This is a genomic window from Enterovirga sp. (genome assembly GCF_028290205.1).
Lineage (GTDB): Bacteria > Pseudomonadota > Alphaproteobacteria > Rhizobiales > Beijerinckiaceae > Enterovirga.
Window position 1 is genome coordinate 1 of sequence record NZ_JAQGKF010000083.1, and the last position, 17,416, is coordinate 17,416.

A 17,416-nucleotide genomic window follows, 5' to 3' on the forward strand; every position below is an offset into this window, starting at 1 on the left:
CCGGGATCTCCAACGGCGAATTCGGCCTGCCGCCCGAGGCGCTGGTCGCCATCCGGAGCGGGTCTGGCGCCCGGCTCGAGGACAGCGAGGGGCGCGCCTTCATCGACTTCTCGATGGGCTGGGGCTCCGCCCTGGTCGGCCATGCCTGCCCCGAGGTGGTGGAGGCGGTGGTCAGGCAGGCGCCGCTCGGCTCCAACTTCGCCTATCTGAACGAGCACGCGCTGGCGCTCGCGGAAGAGATCCGGCGGGTGAGCCCTGCGGCCGAGCAGCTCCGCTTCTGTGCCTCCGGCACTGAGGCGACCATGTATTGCAAGCGCCTGGCCCGGGCCTTCCGCGGGCGTCCCAAAATCCTCAAATTCGAGGGCGCCTACCATGGCGCCAACGAGGCCGGCGTGACGAGCCTCTTTCCGAGCCGCAACCTGCCCTTTCCGCAGCCGGAGCGGACCAGTGCCGGCACGCCCTCGGTCGAGGCCGAGCTATTGGTCGCGCCCTACAACGACCTCGCCCGCACGGAGAGCATTCTGCGGGCGCACCGGGAGGAACTCGCCGGCATCATCATGGAGCCGCTGCAGCGCTGCACGCCGCCCGAGCCGGGCTTCCTGGCCGGCATCCGGGCCCTCGCGACCGAGCTCGACCTCGTGCTCATCTTCGACGAGGTGGTGACCGGGTTTCGCCTCGCCTATGGCGGCGCCCAGGAATATTATGGGGTGGTCCCGGACCTGGTCGCCTACGGCAAGGCGCTCGGCGGCTCGTACCCGATCGGCGCCTTTGGCGGACGCCGGGACATCATGGCCCAGGTCAGCGAGCACACGATCGGCGATCCGGGCTATGTCTGGATGGCCTCCACGCTGGGCGGCAACCCGATCTCCACGGCCGCCGCCAACGCGGCGCTCTCGGTGCTGCGGCGGCCCGGAACCTACAGCCGGCTGCACGCGCTGGGGGCGAGCTTCCGCGAGCAGATCCGCACCGTGCTGCGGGACCGGCAGGTCGTCGCCCAGGTGATCGGCGACGGCCCCCTCGCCCAGATCGTGTTCACGCCGGACCCGGTCAACGACTACCGGTCCACCGCGCGCGGCGACAAGGTTCGGGCGCGCCGGATGATGCTCGGCCTGTTCCGGCGCGGCGTCTTCATCAACCCCATGGGCACCAAGCTGTACCTGTCGCTGGCGCATGACGAGGCGCTGTGCGGCGAGTTCTGCGGCCGCCTGGACGAGACCCTGGAGCAGGACGTGCTGGCGGCCGCCGCAGCCTAGCAGGCCGGCGGCCGCAGCCCCGCGGCGGCCCGTTCCAGCGCCGCCCGGAGGGCTGCGGTGTCGTGGCGCTCGCCCGGAAGCGAAGCCGCTTCCTGGAAGAAAGCCCGGATGACCCGGCGCGAGCGCTCGCTCTTGAGGCAGGCGATGTAGTCGGTGCTGGTGAGTTGCGGCTCGGTCAGCGGGATGCTGCGCAGCCGGGCCCGCCGCTCGGCCTCGAGCTCCCACACCACGCCGCAGCCGAGCCCGGCCGCGACCGCCTCGCAGAGCGCCTCGCGACTGCCCAGCCGCAGCACGATGTTGGCCGCAAGCCCCGCTTCGGCGAGCGCCCGGTCGAGGATCTGCTGCGTCATGGAGCCCTCCTCGCGGGCGATCAGCTTGCCGCCCGCGAGGTCGGCCAGGGTGACCGCCTTGCGGTCCTGCCAGGGGTGCCCCGGCGCCACGATCACCACCGCGCGATGGTGCCAGAGCGGTTCGGCATGGATGCCAGCATGGTCCCCGACCCCGGGCAGGATGGCGAGGTCGGCCCGGCGCTCCAGCAAGTCCTCGCGGACGAACCGCGTGTTGCCCATGGCCACCGACAGCTTGACGCCCGGATGGCGCACCAGGAACCGCGCAAACAGCCCCATCACGATGTGCGGGCCATCCGACGCAATGCGCAGGCTGCGGTCGTGCAGCTGCTGCGACTCGGTGAGGAGGTCGTGCGCCTGTTCCTCCAGGCCCGCCATCTGCCGCGAGACCCGAAACAGCTGTTCGCCCGCCGGGGTGAGCGTCACGCCGCGGCCCTGCCGGATCAGGAGCTTCACCCCGTAGCGGTCCTCCAGCGCCCGGACCTGAATGGTCAGCGCCGGCTGCGTCAGCCCGAGCGCCTCGGCGGCCCGGGAAAAGCTGCCCGCCCGGGCGACGGCGTCGAAGGCTCTGACCTGGGTGTAGTTCACGCGCTCTCTCCGGGCGCGAAGTATAAGCTTCTCCGTAAGACAGCGAAGCCGAATTAAATTGCGTAGCCGCCGGAACGCGCATCAGAATGCGCCCGGATGGAGGCTGAAGCTTGACCACGGTCGCGCGCGCGCTCGAACTCGCCGAAGCCGGCCAACTCCGGAGCGTGTCGGCCCTCCAGGACTTGGTCCGGATCCGCAGCCTGACGGGCGAGGAGGGCGAGGGAGCCGCCCATGTGGCCTCGATGCTGCGTGGCATCGGCGCGGAGGTCGAGCTCGCCGAGCCCGACATCGCCCGCATGTTCGAGCTGTTTCCGGCCGTCGCCCAGTATCCGACCCATTGGCAGCACGACTTGATCCTGCCCTACAGCGAGCTGCCCACACTGGCAGCCCTTCGGGAGAGCGGGCTCGAGCCGGTGCTGAATTACCGCGGCCGCCCCAACGTCACCGGCATGCTGCGGGGCTCGGGCGGTGGGCGCTCGCTCGTCATCAACGGCCACATCGACACCGTCACGGTGGAGCCGGCCGACCGCTGGACCTTCGATCCCTTCGGGGCGGAGATCCGGGACGGCAAGATGTATGGCCGCGGCACCTCCGACATGAAGGGCGGGCTCAACGCGGCCCTCATGGCGCTGAGCTTCATCCGCGAGGCCGGCATCCGGCTCCGGGGCGACGTGATCGTGCAATGCGTGGTCAACGAGGAGCATGCCGGCAACGGCACGCTGGACCTCGTCTGCCGGGGCAGCCGGGCGGATGCCGCCATCGTGCTCGAGCCCACCAGCAACACCATCTCGGTGAGCCATCCGGGCGGGCTCTACTGGCAGATCACCGTCCCGGGGGTGCCGCGGTCGCCCGGCGCCCGCTGGCAGGGCGCAACGCTCGACGGCGTCAGCGCCATCGAGAAGCTGCCGGCGCTGATCGCCGCCTTGCTCGCGCTGGAGACGCGCTTCAACGCCGTGGCCGCGTCGCCCGACGGGCAGCCGCCGTTCTCGCTGGTCATGGGCAAGATCGCGGGCGGCCATTACGAGACGGTGACGGCGGGCGAATTGCTGCTCAAGGGCGGCGCCTATTTCGCGCCCGAGGTCGGCACCGTCGGCGAGGTCATGCAGGCGTTTCGGGACGCCGTGCGCAGCGCCAACGAGACCGACCCTCAGCTCCGGGCCGGCCCGGCCCGGCTCGAATTCCTCCACCACGACGATTCCACGGACCAGCCGGGCGACATCGAGATCGCCCGCGTGCTGGGGCACGTCCTGCATAGCCGGGGCGGCGACGGCCGGCCGCATCGCGGCCATTTCTGCTGCGACATGCGCCACCTCGTGAACCAGGGCGGCATGCCGGCCGTGATCTTCGGCCCGGGCACCATCGCCCAGGCGCATAAGCCCGACGAATACATCCCCGTGGACGACTACCTCCAGGCGATCAGCCACCTGATCGCCTTCATCTGCACCTGGTGCGACGGCGAGCCCGGTTCGGCCCGCCCGGCACCCAGCCGGGACATCTCCGCATGAGGCCGTTCAGCATCCTGGTGGCCACGGCCTGCGCCGCGGCCTCGCTCGCCGGTCCGGCTGCGGCCCAGGGCGCTCCGAGCTGCCCGAAGCGGGGTGGCACGCTGACCTATTCCTACCACCCCGAACCGACCGCGCTCTCCACCATTGCGACCTCCGCCGTGCCGGTCGCGATCATCGCGACCAAGTTCTACGAGAGCCTGCTCAGCTACGACGGGCCGGAACTGACGCCGAAGCCGAGCCTCGCCCTGTCCTGGACGGTGTCGGAGGACCGCAAGGCCTACACCTTCAAGCTCCGGCCGGACGTGAAGTGGCATGACGGCCGGCCGTTCACGGCCGAGGATGTGAAGTTCAGCGTCGAGAAGATCATCCGGCCGTTCCACTCGCGGGGCCGCGTCTATTTCGGCGACGTCGAGGCCGTCGAGACCCCCGACCCGCTCACGGTGGTGTTCCGGCTGAAGGACGTGGTGCCGTTCTTCCTGAACGTGTTCCAGCCGGGCGAAGCCCCGATCATGCCGAAACACGCCTTCGACGGCATCGACATGTCGACCAGCGGCGGGGTGCGGTCGGCCGAGATCATGCAGAAGCCGGTCGGAACGGGTCCGTTTCGGTTCAAGGAATGGCGCAAGGGCAGCCACGTGGTGGCCGAGCGCAATCCGGACTACTGGGACAAGGGCCGGCCCTGCCTCGACCAGATCGTGCTGCGGGTGATCCCCGACGGGGCGGCGCGCGCCATCGCGGTGGAAAACGGGGAGGTCGACCTCGCGCCGATGAGCGGCCTGCCGGAGGCCGAGATCCAGCGGCTCGAGGGGCTGCCCCGGATCGAGACCTCGAAAAAAGGCGCCGAGGCGCTCGGGCCCAGCATGTGGCTGGAGGTCAACCTCCGCGAAAAACCGCTGCAGGACCTCAAGGTGCGCCAGGCCATCAGCCTCGCGCTGGACCGCAGCCGCATCGTCGACGTGGTCTGGTATGGCCAGGGCACGCCCGCCCGCGGCCCGATCGTCAGCGCCAACCCGACCTACTTCAACGCCGCGCTGAAACCCTACGAGTACAACCCGGCCAAGGCGAACCAGTTGCTCGACGAGGCCGGCTACAAGCGCGGGCCGGACGGCATCCGGTTCCGGATCAACCACTACCCCCTGCCCTACGGCGAGACGTGGCTGCGCCTCGGCGAGTATGTCCGCCAGGAGCTCGGCAAAGTCGGCATCGCGGTTCAGACGCAGAGCGTCGATTTCGCCGGCTGGCTGAAGGCCGTCTACACCGACTGGTCCTCCGACACGGCGAGCGCCTTCACCCACAACTATTCCGACCCGTCGATCGGCGTCGAACGCTCCTTCACGTCGTACAACATCCAGAAGGGTGCGACCTTCACCAACTCGATGAACTACCGCAACGCCCGGGTGGACGAGCTCTTCCGCAAGGCGTCGCGCGAGCCCGATCCGGCGCAGCGCAAGGCTCAATTCGCCGAGATCCAGCAGATCCTGCATGACGAGCTGCCGGTCATCTTCCTGATGGAAATGTCCTACACCCATGTCTGGAACAGACGGGTGCGAGGCCTGATCACCAACGGCATCTCGATGTACTCGTCGTGGTCGGGCGTGTGGAAGGACTAGTCCGGGGGACGCGCGTCCGATGAGCGGCGCCCTCCTGCTGATCCGGCGCTTCGCCCAGGTGGTGCCGGTCGTCCTGGCCATTGCCACCCTCAACTTCGTCCTGCTGCACCTCGCGCCCGGCGACGCAGCCGACATCATCGCCGCCCAGTCGGGCGGCTCCTCGGCCGAGTTCGTGGAGGAGCTTCGGCGCTCCTTCGGGCTCGACCGCCCCTTCTGGCAGCAATTTCTCTTCTATCTGGGCCGGCTGCTGATGCTCGACCTCGGCTTCTCCCACGTGCAGCAGCGGCCGGTCCTGGAGCTGATCTTGGACCGGGTCCCGGCGACGCTGCTGCTGATGCTGACGGCGATGGCCATCGCCCTGGCCCTCGGCGTGCTGCTCGGGATCGTGTCGGCCATGCGCTACCGATCGGTTGTGGACGCCCTCGTCTCGGTCCTGGCCCTGGTGGTCTACGCGACGCCGCAATTCTGGCTCGGCCTGATGCTCATCGTCCTGTTCTCGACCACCCTCGGCCTGCTTCCGTCCGGCGGGATGGAGACCATCGCGACCGACATGAGCCCGGCCGCCCGCGCCCTCGACATCGGCCGCCACCTGGTCCTGCCGGCCGCGACCCTCGGCCTGTTCTATGTCGCGCTGTATGCCCGCGTGATGCGGTCCTCCATGCTGGAGGTCTACGGCACGGACTTCATCAAGACCGCCCGGGCCAAGGGCCTGTCCGAGAGCCGGGTCGGGCTGAACCACGCCGCCCCGAACGCGCTTTTGCCGGTCGTGACCTTGGCCGGCGTGCAGATCGGTCACCTGCTCGGCGGCTCCATCCTGGTGGAAACGGTCTATGGCTGGCCGGGGCTCGGCCGCCTGGTGCTGGACGCGCTGCTGCAGCGCGACCTCAACCTCCTGCTCGGCATCCTGTTCGTGTCCTCCGTGCTGGTGGTGGTCGCGAACCTCATCGTGGATCTGCTCTACGGCGTGCTCGATCCCCGGATCGCGCAGCGATGAGCGGGAGAGCCCGAGGCGGCGCGCTGCGGCGCTTTGGCCGCAACATCCCGGCCGTGGCCGCGACCGTGGTGCTGGTCGCCATCACGCTCACGGCGCTGGTGGGACCGATGCTCTACCCGGTGGATCCGTTCGACATGGTCGGGCGCCCGGCAAGCCGGCCCTTCGACCGCTTTCCTCTCGGCACCGACGTGTCCGGCCGCGACATCCTGGCCGGGCTGATCCACGGCGCCCGCGTCACGCTGCTGATCGGCTTCGCGGCGAGTTTCGTGGCCACTGCCGTCGGCGTCACCGTCGGCGCGCTGGCCGGTTATTACGGCCGGGCGGTGGATACCGTGCTGATGCGGGCCACCGACTTCTTCCTGACCATCCCGTCCTTTGTGCTCGCCGTGGTGCTGATCGCCATCTTCCGGCCCTCCCTGATCAGCGTCACGGGCGCCATCGCGGCCGTGTCGTGGCCACCGATCGCCCGGCTCGCGCGGGCCGAGTTCATCGCCCAGCGCGAACGCGACTACGTCCAGGCCTGCCGGGCGCTCGGCATGTCGGACGCCCGTATCATCGTCGTCCAGATCCTGCCGAACGCCCTGCCGCCGGTGATCGTGGTCTCGTCGCTGCTGGTCGCCACCGCGATCCTGACCGAATCGGGGCTGTCCTTTCTCGGCCTGAGCGATCCCGACGCGATGTCCTGGGGCTACATGATCGGGGTCGGCCGCACCGTGCTCAGGACGGCACCCTGGATGCCGGCCATTCCCGGCATGGCGATCCTTGTGACGGTGATGTGCATCAACCTGATCGGTGAGGGCCTGAACGACGCCTTCAATCCGCGGCTGCGGGGCTGATCCCGGGCACCTCAGATGGAGGCTGGCGGAGCGAGGCGTTGACGTGGCAGGATCGCGACGGGAGCGGCACCGTCCGCCTGCCGCAACCGAGACGGCCCGTGCTCTTCGTCGTTCGCCCTCGCGACCAAGCCCGAAGCGGCGTCAGGCAAGCCGCGCGGGGCGCGGCCGAGGCCGTCCGGGTCGCGCGCCAGATGGAGGAGCGCGGCCTCGTGGTCGAGATCCTCGACCCGTCCGGGCAGATCTACTCGCCGGCCGAGCTCGATCAGGTCCGCTCGGACCGCGCGCTCAGCCCCGACCAGGTCCACCTCATCCAGAGCACCTGCGACGTCCTGATGTCAGCCAACACGCGCGCGGCCGACGTCTTCTACGACCGGCTGTTCGCGCTCGCCCCCGACACCCGGCCGATGTTCGAGGACGATCTGTCCGGGCAGAAGCGCAAGCTGCTGGACACGTTGGGCAGCCTGGTCGGTTATCTGACTCACCCGGACCTGTTCGGGGCCGCCGCCACTGAGCTCGGGCGCCGCCATGCGGGCTATGGGGCCGAGCCGGCCCATTACGGGCTGGTCGGACAGGCACTGCTGGCCAGCCTCGAGGAGCTGCTCGGTCGGCGCTTCACGCCGGAGGTGCAGGCCGCCTGGACGGCACTCTACGGCCAGCTCAGCCGCGCCATGATGCAGGCGCAGCGCCGCCCGGCTGCCAGCTAGCTCGGCCCCGCGCAGGCCTCATTTGCCCTGGGCGGCGGTGATCACGGGCGTCCAGCGCGCGATCTCGGCCGACAGTTTCGCGGCGAGGCCGTCCGGCGTTGCCGCGGCCTGACTCACAGGCACCGCCCCGATCTGGCCGTAGCGCTCCCGCAGCATGGGGCTCTGCAGCGCCTTCCCGAGCGCGGCCGTGAGCCGGTCCAGCACCGGCTGCGGGGTGCCCTTGGGCGCGTAGAAGCCGTGCCAGATGGCGAGCTCGAACCCTTTCAGGCCGCCTTCGTCCATGGTCGGGACGTCCGGCAGAAAGGGCAGGCGCTCGCGCGTGGTCACGCCGAAGGCCCGAACGGTGCCGCTCCCGATGGCCTTCGTGGTCGTGCTGGTCTGATCGCAGATCAGGTCGATGCGGCCGGCCATCAGGTCGATCATCGCGGGCGCGAAGCCGCGATTATAGGACACCTGGGTCGGTGCGATCCCGGTCTGGTTCTGGAGCAGCAGGGCGCAGAGGTAGGACGCGGTGCCCGGCCCGGCATGGGCGATCGTGACCGTGCTGCCCTGCGCCTTCACATGGGCGATCAGCCCGGCCAAATCCTTGGCCGGGAGATCGCCCCGGCCGATCAGCGTCATGGGCACGTCGGCGACCTGGCCGATCGGCTTGAAGTCGCCCACCGGCGCGAACGGGATGGTCGGGTAGAAGCCCGGCGCGGTCGCCATGCCGATGTGGTTGAACAGGAGCGTGTACCCGTCCGGATCGGCATTGGCGACGCGCCCCGCCCCGACGGTCCCACCCGCCCCGGCGACGTTTTCCACCACGAGACGGCCGCCGAGTTCCTGGCTCACGGCCTCGGCCACGATGCGGCCCACTGTGTCGGTCGGGCCTCCCGCGCCGTAGGGGATCACCACCGTGACGGGCCGAGACGGATAGTCGGCCGGGCCCGCGGCCCAGGCCGCTCCGGCTCCACCGCAGGTGGCAAGAACGAGGGCAGTGCCCAGCAAGCGTTTCAAACGCACGTGTTGTCTCCCTTGCGGTGTTGCCCGTCCGGATTCGGCGCCGGCGCGGCTTTTCGGGCCGGATTTCCGCCGGCCCTTCGGTTCACGCGAAGCGGGCTCCGCGCCGGCTGGCGGGCTCTGCCCGCGGCCGGCGCAGCCCGTCCGGGCTCTACCGGCCCGTGAAGGTCGGGGTGCGCTTGTCCAGCATGGCGCTGACGGCCTCGCCGTGGTCGGCCGTGTCATGCGCCAGGGCCTGCATGGCGGCCGACATGTCCAGAATGGTGGCGAGTTCCGCGTTGCGGCTGGCCCTCAAGAGACGGCGGGTCATGCGGACGGCATGGGCCGGGTTGGCGGCCACCCGCCGGGCCAGCGCCATCGCCTCGTCCATGAGTGCTTCGGGCGCGACAACCTTGGACACGAGCCCGCAGGCCAGCGCCTCGGCGGCGTCGATCGCATCGCCGGTCAGTGCCATTTCGCAGGCCTTCGAGAATCCCACGACCCGGGGCAGGAGCCAGGCGCCGCCGTCGCCCGGCACGATGCCGACCTTGACGAAGCTTTCGGCGAAACGGGCCGTGTCGGAGGCGATGCGCAGGTCGCACATGCAGGCCAGGTCGCAACCGGCCCCGATGGCCGGCCCGTTCACGGCCGCGATCATCGGCACCTCCATGGCTTCGACGGCGAGCGGAATGCGCTGGATGCCGGTCCGGTAGTTCAGGCGCGTGCGGGCCGGCAGCTCGTCCCGGAGCCCGCCGCCGGCCTTCATGGAATGCAGGTTGCCGCCGGACGAGAAGGCGGAGCCCGCCCCGGTCAGGATGATGACTCGGGTGGCCGGATCGGCGTCGCGGCGTGCGAGGGCGGCCAGCAGCCCCTCGATCATCTCGGGATCCGAAATCGGATTGCGCTGCTTCGGCAGGTTGAGCGTCAGGACGACGATGCCCTGGTCGTCGCTGTCTTCGAGAATAAGATCGGACATGACAATTTCCTGATGAATGGGTCAGCGCAGGCCGAGCCCGCGGGCGATGATGCCACGCAGGATCTCGCGCGTGCCGCCCCGAAGCGAAAAAGACGGGGCGTTCAGGACGAGATGGGCCAGCGTGGAGGCCAGGTCGTCCGCCGCCGCGAGATCGGCCTCGGTGCTGGTCAGCCCGCGCACGATCTCGGGCAGTTCCTGCTCGAACACGGCGCCGAGATCCTTGACCACGGCCGCCTGGAGGGCCGGGTTCTCGCCCCGCTCGAGCAGCCCGGCGACCGAGCGCGACATGCGCCGGAGCGTCACGAGATGCGCCACGAGCCGCCCGGCCGCGATCCGGGCCCGCTCGCTCGCCTCCGGGCCGAGGGAGCGCAGCAATTCCGGCAGCAGCACGAAGGACGACAGGAACCGTTCCGGCCCGGACCGCTCGAAGGCGAGTTCGCCCATGACCTGGTCCCAGCCGCCGCCGAGCCGGCCGATCAGGGCCGAGGACGGCACGAACACGTCGGTGAAGACGACCTCGTTGAAATGGCTCTCGCCGGAGAGGTCGGTGACCGGCCGCACGGAAATGCCCGGCGTCGCGAGGTCGATGAGGAACTGGCTCGTCCCGGCCTGCCGCTCCTCCTGGCTGCCGGTCCGGCAGAACAGGATCATGTAGTGTGACCTGTGGCCGTAGGTGGTCCACAGCTTGGTGCCGTTGATGCGAAAACCGCCCTCCACCGGGACGGCCCGCGTCCGCACGGCGGCCAGGTCCGAACCCACATCGGGCTCGCTCATGCCGATGCAGAAGAAGCATTCGCCGGCCGCGATCCGGGGCAGGATCGCGGTTCTCTGCGCCTCGGTGCCGAATTTCAGGAGAAGCGGGCCGCTCTGGCGGTCCGAGATCCAATGCGCGGCGACCGGGGCGCCCGCGGCCAGCATCTCCTCCAGCACCACGTAGCGTTCGAGCGCGCTCCGCTCGTGGCCGCCATAGCGCTTCGGCCAGGTCATGCCGATCCAGCCGCGCCGCCCGAGTTCGCGGCTGAACTCGGCATCGAACCCCGTCCAGGTCCGGGCCCGATCGCGGGGCCGCCGGCCGGAGAGCGCGTCCCGGAGAAAGGCCCGGACGTCCGCCCGGAGGCTCCGGACGTCGGCAGCCGGCGGGGGTGGAAAGTTGAGGACCTCGGTCATGGCGCCGGTCAGGCCGCCGTGACGAGGGGCCAGAGCCCGTCGGGCCCGGCCTCGACCGCCTGGGTTCCGAGGGCCAGGCTCCACTCGGCCTCGTCCCCGAATTCGTCCCGCCAGGACCAGAGCCGGCCCGTGAAGCGGTGCAGAATGTGCTCCTGCGTGAAGCCGATGGCCCCGTGCACCTGGTGGGCGATGGCGGCGGCGCGCCCGGCTGCTTCCCCGGTCCTGACCTTGGCAGCCGCGATCGGCAGGAGGTCGGCCCCGGCGAAAGCCTCGGCGGCCCCGCCGGCCGCGGCGGCCCCCGCCGCGACATGGCCGGCCATCTCGGCCAGGCTCTGCTGGACGGCCTGAAAGCGGCCGATCGGCTTGCCGAACTGGCTGCGCTCGCCCGCATAGGCGACCGTCAGCGCGAGCACGCGCTCCAACGCTCCGGCCAGGGCCAGCGAGCGCAGCGCCGCACCGCGGCGGCGCACCACGTCCGGGCCCCCGGCCCGACCGGCTGGGCGAACCTGCTCGGCCCGCAGCTCCGTGTCGAACAGAACCGCGTCGCGCGGCTCGCCCGCGAGATTCCGGCCGGGCTCCACCGTGAAGGCGCCGGCCTCGAGCCGCGCTACGCAAGGACCCGCCTCGCCCGGGGCCACCACGACCAGCGTCTCGGCGACCGAGGCCCAGGGGACCCGGAACGCCCGCCCGGCGAGCGTCCAGCCCGAGCCGGCCCGGCGCAGCGAAACCTGGTCCTGCGGCCCGCCGCACAGGATGGTGGCGGCGCCGGGCGCGACCGGCAGGCCGGCCTCGGCCAGGATGTGATTGGCCAGCATGGTCTCGGCGAGCGGCAGCGCGAGCGCGTGCCGGCCGGCGGCCCGGACCAGCTCCAAGGCCTCCACGAGGTCGAGCCCGGGACCGCCCGCCTCCTCCGGCACCAGCGCCAGCGGCAGGCCCAGCTCGGCAAGCCGACCCCAGCTCTCTGAGGCCCCGGCACCGCCGGGAGGCCAGCCGGGCGCCCCGGATATGGCGATCTCGGCAAACAGCCTGTCGGCGAGGTCCTCGATCATGCCGATCGGCGGGCCGGAGCCGGCGCGCCGCTCGGCCCGTCGATCAGCGGATCGCGCACCAGCACCTTCTCGGCATAGAGCGCCTGGATCTCCTCGGGGCCGAGGCCCAGTTCGCCGAGCACGGCCTCGTTGCTCTCGCCGACCATGTCGGCCCGCAGGTCCGTCGGCTGCTCCCAGTCCGAAAACCGCACCGGCATGCCGGGCACGGCGAATTCCCCGAGCTGGTCGTCATGGACGGGCCGCACCGTGCCCCGCTCCACGAGGTGCGGGTGCACCATGGCCTCGTTCAGCGTCAGCACCGGGGCGCACGGGATGCGGTGCCGCTCGAGCTCGGCGATCGCGGCCTCCCGGCTCGGGAAGCCGGCAAGCCAGCCCTCGACCAGCTCCACGATCTCCGGGTTGTTGTCGCGGCGCAAATGCGGCGTCGCGAACCGCTCCGCCTGGGCGAGGTCCGGCCGGCCGATGGCGCCCGCCAGGTCCACCCATTGGTGAGGCAGCACGGCGATGCACACGAAGGTGCCGCCGGGCGCCCGAAAGATCCCCATCGGGCCGCCATCCGGATGCTGCGAGCCGCTGCGGGCGGGCGCGAACCCGTCGCCCCGGATCGCGACTTTGGGCACGTTCGACTCGTGCATGTGGAAATAGGTGTCGACCAGCGTCGCCTCGACATGCTGGCCGCGGCCCGTCCTCTCCCGGTGCAGCAGCGCGAACCCGACCGCCATGGCCGCCGAGACGCCCGTCGACACGTCGCCGATGGCGATCGGCAATTGCGCGGGCGGCCGGTCCGGCTCGCCGATCATGTGCGTGATGCCGGCATAGGCCTGGGCCACGTAATCGTAGCCGGGCTTGGCGCTGAGCGGCCCGGTCTGGCCGCCGAGCGAGATCGAGCACATCACCAGCCGCGGATTGATGCGGCTCAGCTCCTCGTAGGAGAGCCCCGCCCGGGCCATCACGCCCGGGGCGAAATTCTCGACCAGCACATCCACCTTGGCCACGAGATCGCGCAGGATCTGGCGCGCCTTGGGGTGTTTGAAATCCAGCGCGAGGCTGCGCTTGGAATGGTTGTGCTGGAAGTAATAGGTGCTGCGCGAGCTCTTGCGGTAGGCGGGATCGCGCGGCTTGAACCCCTGGACCCGGGCCCGGTCGCCAAAGGGCGCGAGCTCGACCTTGATGACCTCCGCCCCGGCATCCGCGAGGAGGCGGGAGCAGACCGGACCGGCCACGAATTGCGTGATGTCCAGCACACGGTAGCCGGTCAGCATTCCTGAGGGCATGTCGGAGCCGTTCCTTCCTGTCAGGCGGCCGGGGCGGGAGATGGCGTCCCGAAGAGCGCCTCCCGGGCGCGCTCGTCGAGGCCGGGCTTGACGTGCTCCCGGCCGAGCGCGAGCCCGCGCTGCACGGCGTCCCGCTCCCGGACGGTCGCGAACCAGCGGCGCAGGTTCGGGAAGTCGTCGAGCGTGAGGCCCTGGCGCTTGTGGGTCACGATCCAGGGAAAGCAGGCCATGTCGGCGACCGAATAGCTGCCGGCCACGAAGGCGCCGGTGCGGCCGAGCTGGCCGTCCAGCACGCCGTAGAGGCGGCGCACCTCCCGGCCGTAGCGCACGATCGCGTAGGGCAGCTTCTCGGCTGCGTAGAGAAGGAAGTGCCCGTTCTGGCCGGCCATGGGGCCGAGCCCGCCCATCTGCCACATCAGCCATTGCGTCACGGCCGACCGCCCGGCCGGGTCCGCCGGCATGAAGCGGCCCGTCTTCTCGGCCAGGTAGAGCAGGATGGCCCCGCTCTCGAAGATCGGCAGCGCCGGCCCACCGCCCAGCGGGTCGTGGTCGACAATGGCCGGGATGCGGCCGTTCGGCGAGATGGCCAGGAACTCCGGACGGGTCTGGTCACCCCGGCCGATGCGGACGAACTGCACCCGGTAGGGCAGGCCGCATTCCTCGAGCATGATGGAGATCTTCCATCCGTTCGGGGTCGGCCAGTAATGCAGATCGATCATGCGGGCGGGCTCCGGCGCTGAGGCCTGCCTCAGGCGGCGGCCTTGTCGCGGGCGAGCCCGTAGTCGCGCAGCCGGCCTTCCAGCATCGGCACGCGGTCGTTGCCCCAGAACTGCTCGCCCCGCAGCACGCAGATCGGCACGCCGAAGATCTGGTCCTCGGTCGCCTTCTGCTGGGCCGCCTCGTATTCCGCCTGACCCTCGCCGGCCAGAAAGGTCCGGTAGGCCTCGGCCGACATGCCCATGGAGGCGATGAACTCGGCCACCGCGTCGACCTCGTCCACGGCGAGCTCGCGCTTGAAGAACTGCTCGTAGACCTTGCGGCTGTATTCGACGATGCGGCCCTGCTTCTCCGCGAACAGCCCGCCGATCAGGGCCGGAGCCGTGTCATAGATCTTGAGCGGCCCACGGATGACCTTCTTGTCGCCGCGCTCGTTCGCCGTGCGGCGCGCATCCATATAGGAATACTTGACCTTGTATTCCGAATAGACGCTGCGCTGGCCGGAGCCCTTCAGCCGAAGCTGAAACGGCATCCACTTGACCCGGACCGCGTAGCGCTCCTCCAGGGCGAAGATCGGATCGAAGGCGAGCCACGCATAGGGGCTCTTGTAATCGGAATACATCCGCAGTTCTTCGAGCTCGGCCACCGTTCTCTCCCTGTCTCGCGCTAGATGGTTCGGTCGGCGCGCATCCGCTCGCGCGCCGCGGCGTCGAGCCCGAGCGCGGACCCGTACACCTCGTCATTGTCCTGCCCGAGCACCGGAGCGGCGGAGGCATAGCCGGCGCGGGAGCGGCTGAACTTGACGGGAAACCCGGCCGCGGCCGCGCTCCGGCCCGGCGTGACGGTCGGGTGCGCGACCTCCTGCACCATGTCGCGGGCCCGCAGATGCTCCCAGGACATCAGGTCCTCGATGCCCCGGATGGGGCTCGCCGGGATGTCGCGCTGCCGCAGGACGGCCAGCACCTCGCGAGTGGTCAGGCCGCGCGTCCAGGCTTCCACCACGGCGTTCACCTCGGCCGCATGCGCGACGCGCCAGCCGGCCGCCATGAAGCCCGGATCGGCCAGCAGGTCCTGGCGTTCCATGGCTTGCAGCAGCGCCCGCCAGTCACCGTCGGTCGCGACCCCGATCGTCACCTCGCCGTCCTGGGTGGCAAAGGTGTCGAAGGGCGAGAAGCGCATGATGCGGTTGCCCTGCCGGACCGGCAGGCCGAGATCGCCGTAGCAATCCAGCGCCTCGTCCAGCACCAGCGAGACGAGACAGTCGGTCATGGCCACGTCGACGAACTGGCCTCGCCCGGAGCGCCGCGCCTCGATCAGGGCGGCCAGAATGCCGGACACGGCAAAGGCGCCGCTGATCCCATCAGCGAGCGCGCTGCCGGCCTTGCGGGGCCGGCCCTCCGGGTCGCCCGTGATGCTCATGAGGCCGGAATCGGCCTGGACCATCAGGTCATAGGCCTTGAGGTCGCGGTCCGGCCCCGACGAGCCGTAGCCCGTGATGGCGCAATGGACGAGGCGCGGATTCACGGCGGCGTTGGCCGCGTAGTCGATGCCGAGCCGCGCGGTGACGCCCGGGCGAAAGTTCTCCACCAGGACGTCGGCCGTGGCGAGCAGGCGGTGAAACAGCGCGAGGCCCGCCTCGGTCTCGAGATTGAGGGTGACCGACTTCTTGCCCCGGCACCGCTTCAGGTAGGCGAGCCCGAGATCGTCGGCGTCGCGCCGCTCGAGGGACACGCCGTCGCGCCCCAGGAAGGGCGGCCCCGTCATGGCCGGCTCGCCCTGGTCCGGCCGGTCGATCCGGATCACCTCGGCGCCGTAACCGGCAAGCAGCAAGGTGGCGAAGGGTCCCGAGTAGAACCGGGTCAGATCAAGAATGCGGATGCCGTCGAGACAGCCGCCCGAGGAGCCCGGGGGCGGAGCGTCTTGGGGAAGTCCGGATCTCGTCACGGCAGGATCGCAGCCCGACTTTGCATCGATCTGAACGGCCTCGGTTCCGGAGAACCGCGCCGGCTGCGGTCATTGACGGTCGCTCCGATCATTGTCAAAAGATTTTGGATGATCTTTTCTCATGCTGATTTGACATGAGTGATCGCGCGCGCGGCCGGCCCGCCCGGCCCCTCAACCTGTCCTTGAAGCACCTGCGGGCCGCCCGCGAAGTGGCGGCGCTCGGCAGCTTCACGGCCGCGGCCGTCAACCTCGCCATGACCCAGCCCGGCGTGAGCCGGCTGGTCGCGCAGGTCGAGCGTGACCTGGGCATTCCGCTGTTTCTGCGTTCGACCCGGACCGTGACCCTGACCGGGCCCGGCCGGGACTTTCTCGAGGCGGCGGGACGCTTTCTGGACGATCTGGATTCGCAGGTCGCGCACGCCCGCGGCCTCGGCGGCCAGTTGCGGGGCCGCCTCGTCATCTCCTCCCTGCTGTCGCTGACGCACCACCTCGTGCCGGGCGCCCTCGCGGCCTACCGGCGCGACCATCCGGGGGTGGAGGTGCACATGCGGGAGGGGCTCGGCTCGGAGGTCTACGAGGATGTCCGCAGCGGCATCGCGGATTTCGGCCTCGGCAACGCCACCGGGCTCGGCCCCGAGATCGTGGCCGAGGACGCGGTACGGGAATCCTGCCTGGTGGTGCTGCCCTCAGGCCACCCGCTGGCCAGTCAGGCGAGCGTCGCCCTGCGGGACGTCGCCCGCGAGCCGCTGGTGTCGCTGCCGGTTGGTTCGGGCTTGCGCCGGCTGATGGACGGCGTCGCGGCCGCGCACGGCCTGACGCTGTCGCACATGACCGTGGTGGAGCAGTTCGGCTCGCTTCTGGATTTCGTGGCGGCCGGGCTCGGGCTGGCCATCGTGCCGCCGACCGCCCTGCCGCCCCGGCTGCCCCGGACCTTGAAGGCCCGGCCCGTGGTCTCGCCCGCCATCGTGCGCGAGATCGGTATCCTCCGGCTCCGGACCCGGCCCCTCTCGCCGGCCGCGATCGGCTTCCTGGACGTGTTCCGGCCGCGCTTTATCCAGGCCGTGCCGCGACCGCAGCCCCGACCGTAACGCCGGCCTTCTGGCCGGGCCGGCCCTGGCTTGCGGCACCGTCGCGGGGCCCGACCTCTTCCAGCACGAAGGACAGCAGCGCGCCCGAGACGAAGGGGAAGCCGACAAAGCACAGGTCGCCGCCGTCGATGTCGGTCCAGCGCAGATCGAGCCTGTAGGTCGAGGTGTTGGTGCGCTGGGGATCCTCCCCGAGCGCGGTCCCGATCTTGGGCAGGACGCCGTACGCCCCGCCGTAGCAATAGGTCAGCCGCTCCCCCGTGAGGAAGAACGACCCCGCCCGAACGGTGGATGACACGACCAGCACCATGTCCGTGCCCTTTGCCACCCGGAACGGCACATAGGCATAGGCCAGGATCTCGCCGCCCTCCGCGGCCACGCCGCCC

General features: G+C 70.5%; 17 protein-coding genes. 7 read left to right on the forward strand and 10 right to left on the reverse strand.

Features of this window, described 5'->3' with window-relative positions; genetic code table 11:
* Positions 1 to 1,253 (forward strand): aminotransferase class III-fold pyridoxal phosphate-dependent enzyme (locus JWR86_RS05580; RefSeq protein WP_299561908.1); only part of this gene is annotated, 1,253 nt, incomplete at its 5' end.
* Here JWR86_RS05580 and JWR86_RS05585 read toward each other — a convergent pair.
* Positions 1,250 to 2,188 carry a LysR substrate-binding domain-containing protein gene (locus tag JWR86_RS05585; protein ID WP_299561910.1) on the reverse strand — a complete coding sequence of 313 codons (939 nt, stop codon included), beginning with the start codon at positions 2,186 to 2,188 and terminating at the stop codon, positions 1,250 to 1,252. The genes JWR86_RS05580 and JWR86_RS05585 overlap by 4 nt on opposite strands.
* Before the next feature lie 110 nt (positions 2,189 to 2,298).
* Here JWR86_RS05585 and JWR86_RS05590 point away from each other — a divergent pair, with 110 nt between their 5' ends.
* The 5 genes from JWR86_RS05590 (at position 2,299) to JWR86_RS05610 (ending at position 7,837) form a co-directional block, all read left to right on the forward strand.
* Positions 2,299 to 3,693 carry a M20/M25/M40 family metallo-hydrolase gene (locus JWR86_RS05590; protein WP_299561913.1) on the forward strand — a complete coding sequence of 465 codons (1,395 nt, stop codon included), beginning with the start codon at positions 2,299 to 2,301 and terminating at the stop codon, positions 3,691 to 3,693.
* Entirely contained in the window at positions 3,690 to 5,303 is a 1,614-nt protein-coding gene (locus JWR86_RS05595) for an ABC transporter substrate-binding protein (protein WP_299561916.1), read from the forward strand. Before JWR86_RS05590 ends, JWR86_RS05595 begins: the two co-directional genes overlap by 4 nt.
* A 19-nt stretch (positions 5,304 to 5,322) precedes the next feature.
* Positions 5,323 to 6,297 carry an ABC transporter permease gene (locus JWR86_RS05600; protein ID WP_299561919.1) on the forward strand — a complete coding sequence of 325 codons (975 nt, stop codon included), beginning with the start codon at positions 5,323 to 5,325 and terminating at the stop codon, positions 6,295 to 6,297.
* Entirely contained in the window at positions 6,294 to 7,133 is an 840-nt protein-coding gene (locus tag JWR86_RS05605) for an ABC transporter permease (protein ID WP_299561922.1), read from the forward strand. Before JWR86_RS05600 ends, JWR86_RS05605 begins: the two co-directional genes overlap by 4 nt.
* A 98-nt stretch (positions 7,134 to 7,231) precedes the next feature.
* Positions 7,232 to 7,837, forward strand: a complete 606-nt coding sequence (locus JWR86_RS05610) for a globin domain-containing protein (protein ID WP_299561925.1) — start codon at positions 7,232 to 7,234, stop codon at positions 7,835 to 7,837.
* A gap of 18 nt (positions 7,838 to 7,855) precedes the next feature.
* Here the strand turns inward: JWR86_RS05610 and JWR86_RS05615 are convergent, their stop codons facing one another.
* The 8 genes from JWR86_RS05615 to JWR86_RS05650 form a co-directional block, all read right to left on the reverse strand.
* Positions 7,856 to 8,842: a tripartite tricarboxylate transporter substrate-binding protein gene (locus tag JWR86_RS05615; protein ID WP_299561928.1), complete on the reverse strand. Its 987-nt coding sequence runs from the start codon at positions 8,840 to 8,842 to the stop codon at positions 7,856 to 7,858.
* Between the two features lie 148 nt (positions 8,843 to 8,990).
* Positions 8,991 to 9,794 carry a crotonase/enoyl-CoA hydratase family protein gene (locus JWR86_RS05620; protein ID WP_299561931.1) on the reverse strand — a complete coding sequence of 268 codons (804 nt, stop codon included), beginning with the start codon at positions 9,792 to 9,794 and terminating at the stop codon, positions 8,991 to 8,993.
* A gap of 21 nt (positions 9,795 to 9,815) precedes the next feature.
* Positions 9,816 to 10,961 carry an acyl-CoA dehydrogenase family protein gene (locus tag JWR86_RS05625; protein ID WP_299561934.1) on the reverse strand — a complete coding sequence of 382 codons (1,146 nt, stop codon included), beginning with the start codon at positions 10,959 to 10,961 and terminating at the stop codon, positions 9,816 to 9,818.
* A gap of 8 nt (positions 10,962 to 10,969) precedes the next feature.
* A complete protein-coding gene (locus JWR86_RS05630; protein ID WP_299561937.1) occupies positions 10,970 to 12,010 on the reverse strand; it encodes an acyl-CoA dehydrogenase family protein in 1,041 nt (346 codons plus the stop codon).
* Positions 12,007 to 13,284, reverse strand: coding sequence for a CaiB/BaiF CoA-transferase family protein (locus JWR86_RS05635; RefSeq protein ID WP_299561940.1), 1,278 nt, complete (start codon positions 13,282 to 13,284; stop codon positions 12,007 to 12,009). Before JWR86_RS05635 ends, JWR86_RS05630 begins: the two co-directional genes overlap by 4 nt.
* Before the next feature lie 20 nt (positions 13,285 to 13,304).
* Positions 13,305 to 14,003, reverse strand: a complete 699-nt coding sequence (locus JWR86_RS05640; RefSeq protein ID WP_299561943.1) for a glutathione S-transferase N-terminal domain-containing protein — start codon at positions 14,001 to 14,003, stop codon at positions 13,305 to 13,307.
* A 29-nt stretch (positions 14,004 to 14,032) separates the two neighbouring features.
* Positions 14,033 to 14,647 carry a DsbA family protein gene (locus JWR86_RS05645; protein ID WP_299561946.1) on the reverse strand — a complete coding sequence of 205 codons (615 nt, stop codon included), beginning with the start codon at positions 14,645 to 14,647 and terminating at the stop codon, positions 14,033 to 14,035.
* A 20-nt stretch (positions 14,648 to 14,667) separates the two neighbouring features.
* Positions 14,668 to 15,945, reverse strand: a complete 1,278-nt coding sequence (locus JWR86_RS05650; RefSeq protein ID WP_299561949.1) for a CoA transferase — start codon at positions 15,943 to 15,945, stop codon at positions 14,668 to 14,670.
* Positions 15,946 to 16,079: 134 nt separating this feature from the next.
* On the opposite strand from JWR86_RS05650, the gene JWR86_RS05655 reads away from it, so the two are divergent.
* Positions 16,080 to 17,033 carry a LysR family transcriptional regulator gene (locus tag JWR86_RS05655; protein ID WP_299561952.1) on the forward strand — a complete coding sequence of 318 codons (954 nt, stop codon included), beginning with the start codon at positions 16,080 to 16,082 and terminating at the stop codon, positions 17,031 to 17,033.
* On the opposite strand, the gene JWR86_RS05660 is transcribed toward JWR86_RS05655, so the two are convergent.
* Positions 16,996 to 17,416 (reverse strand): hypothetical protein (locus JWR86_RS05660; protein ID WP_299561955.1); only part of this gene is annotated, 421 nt, incomplete at its 5' end. The two genes, JWR86_RS05655 and JWR86_RS05660, sit on opposite strands and share 38 nt — an antisense overlap.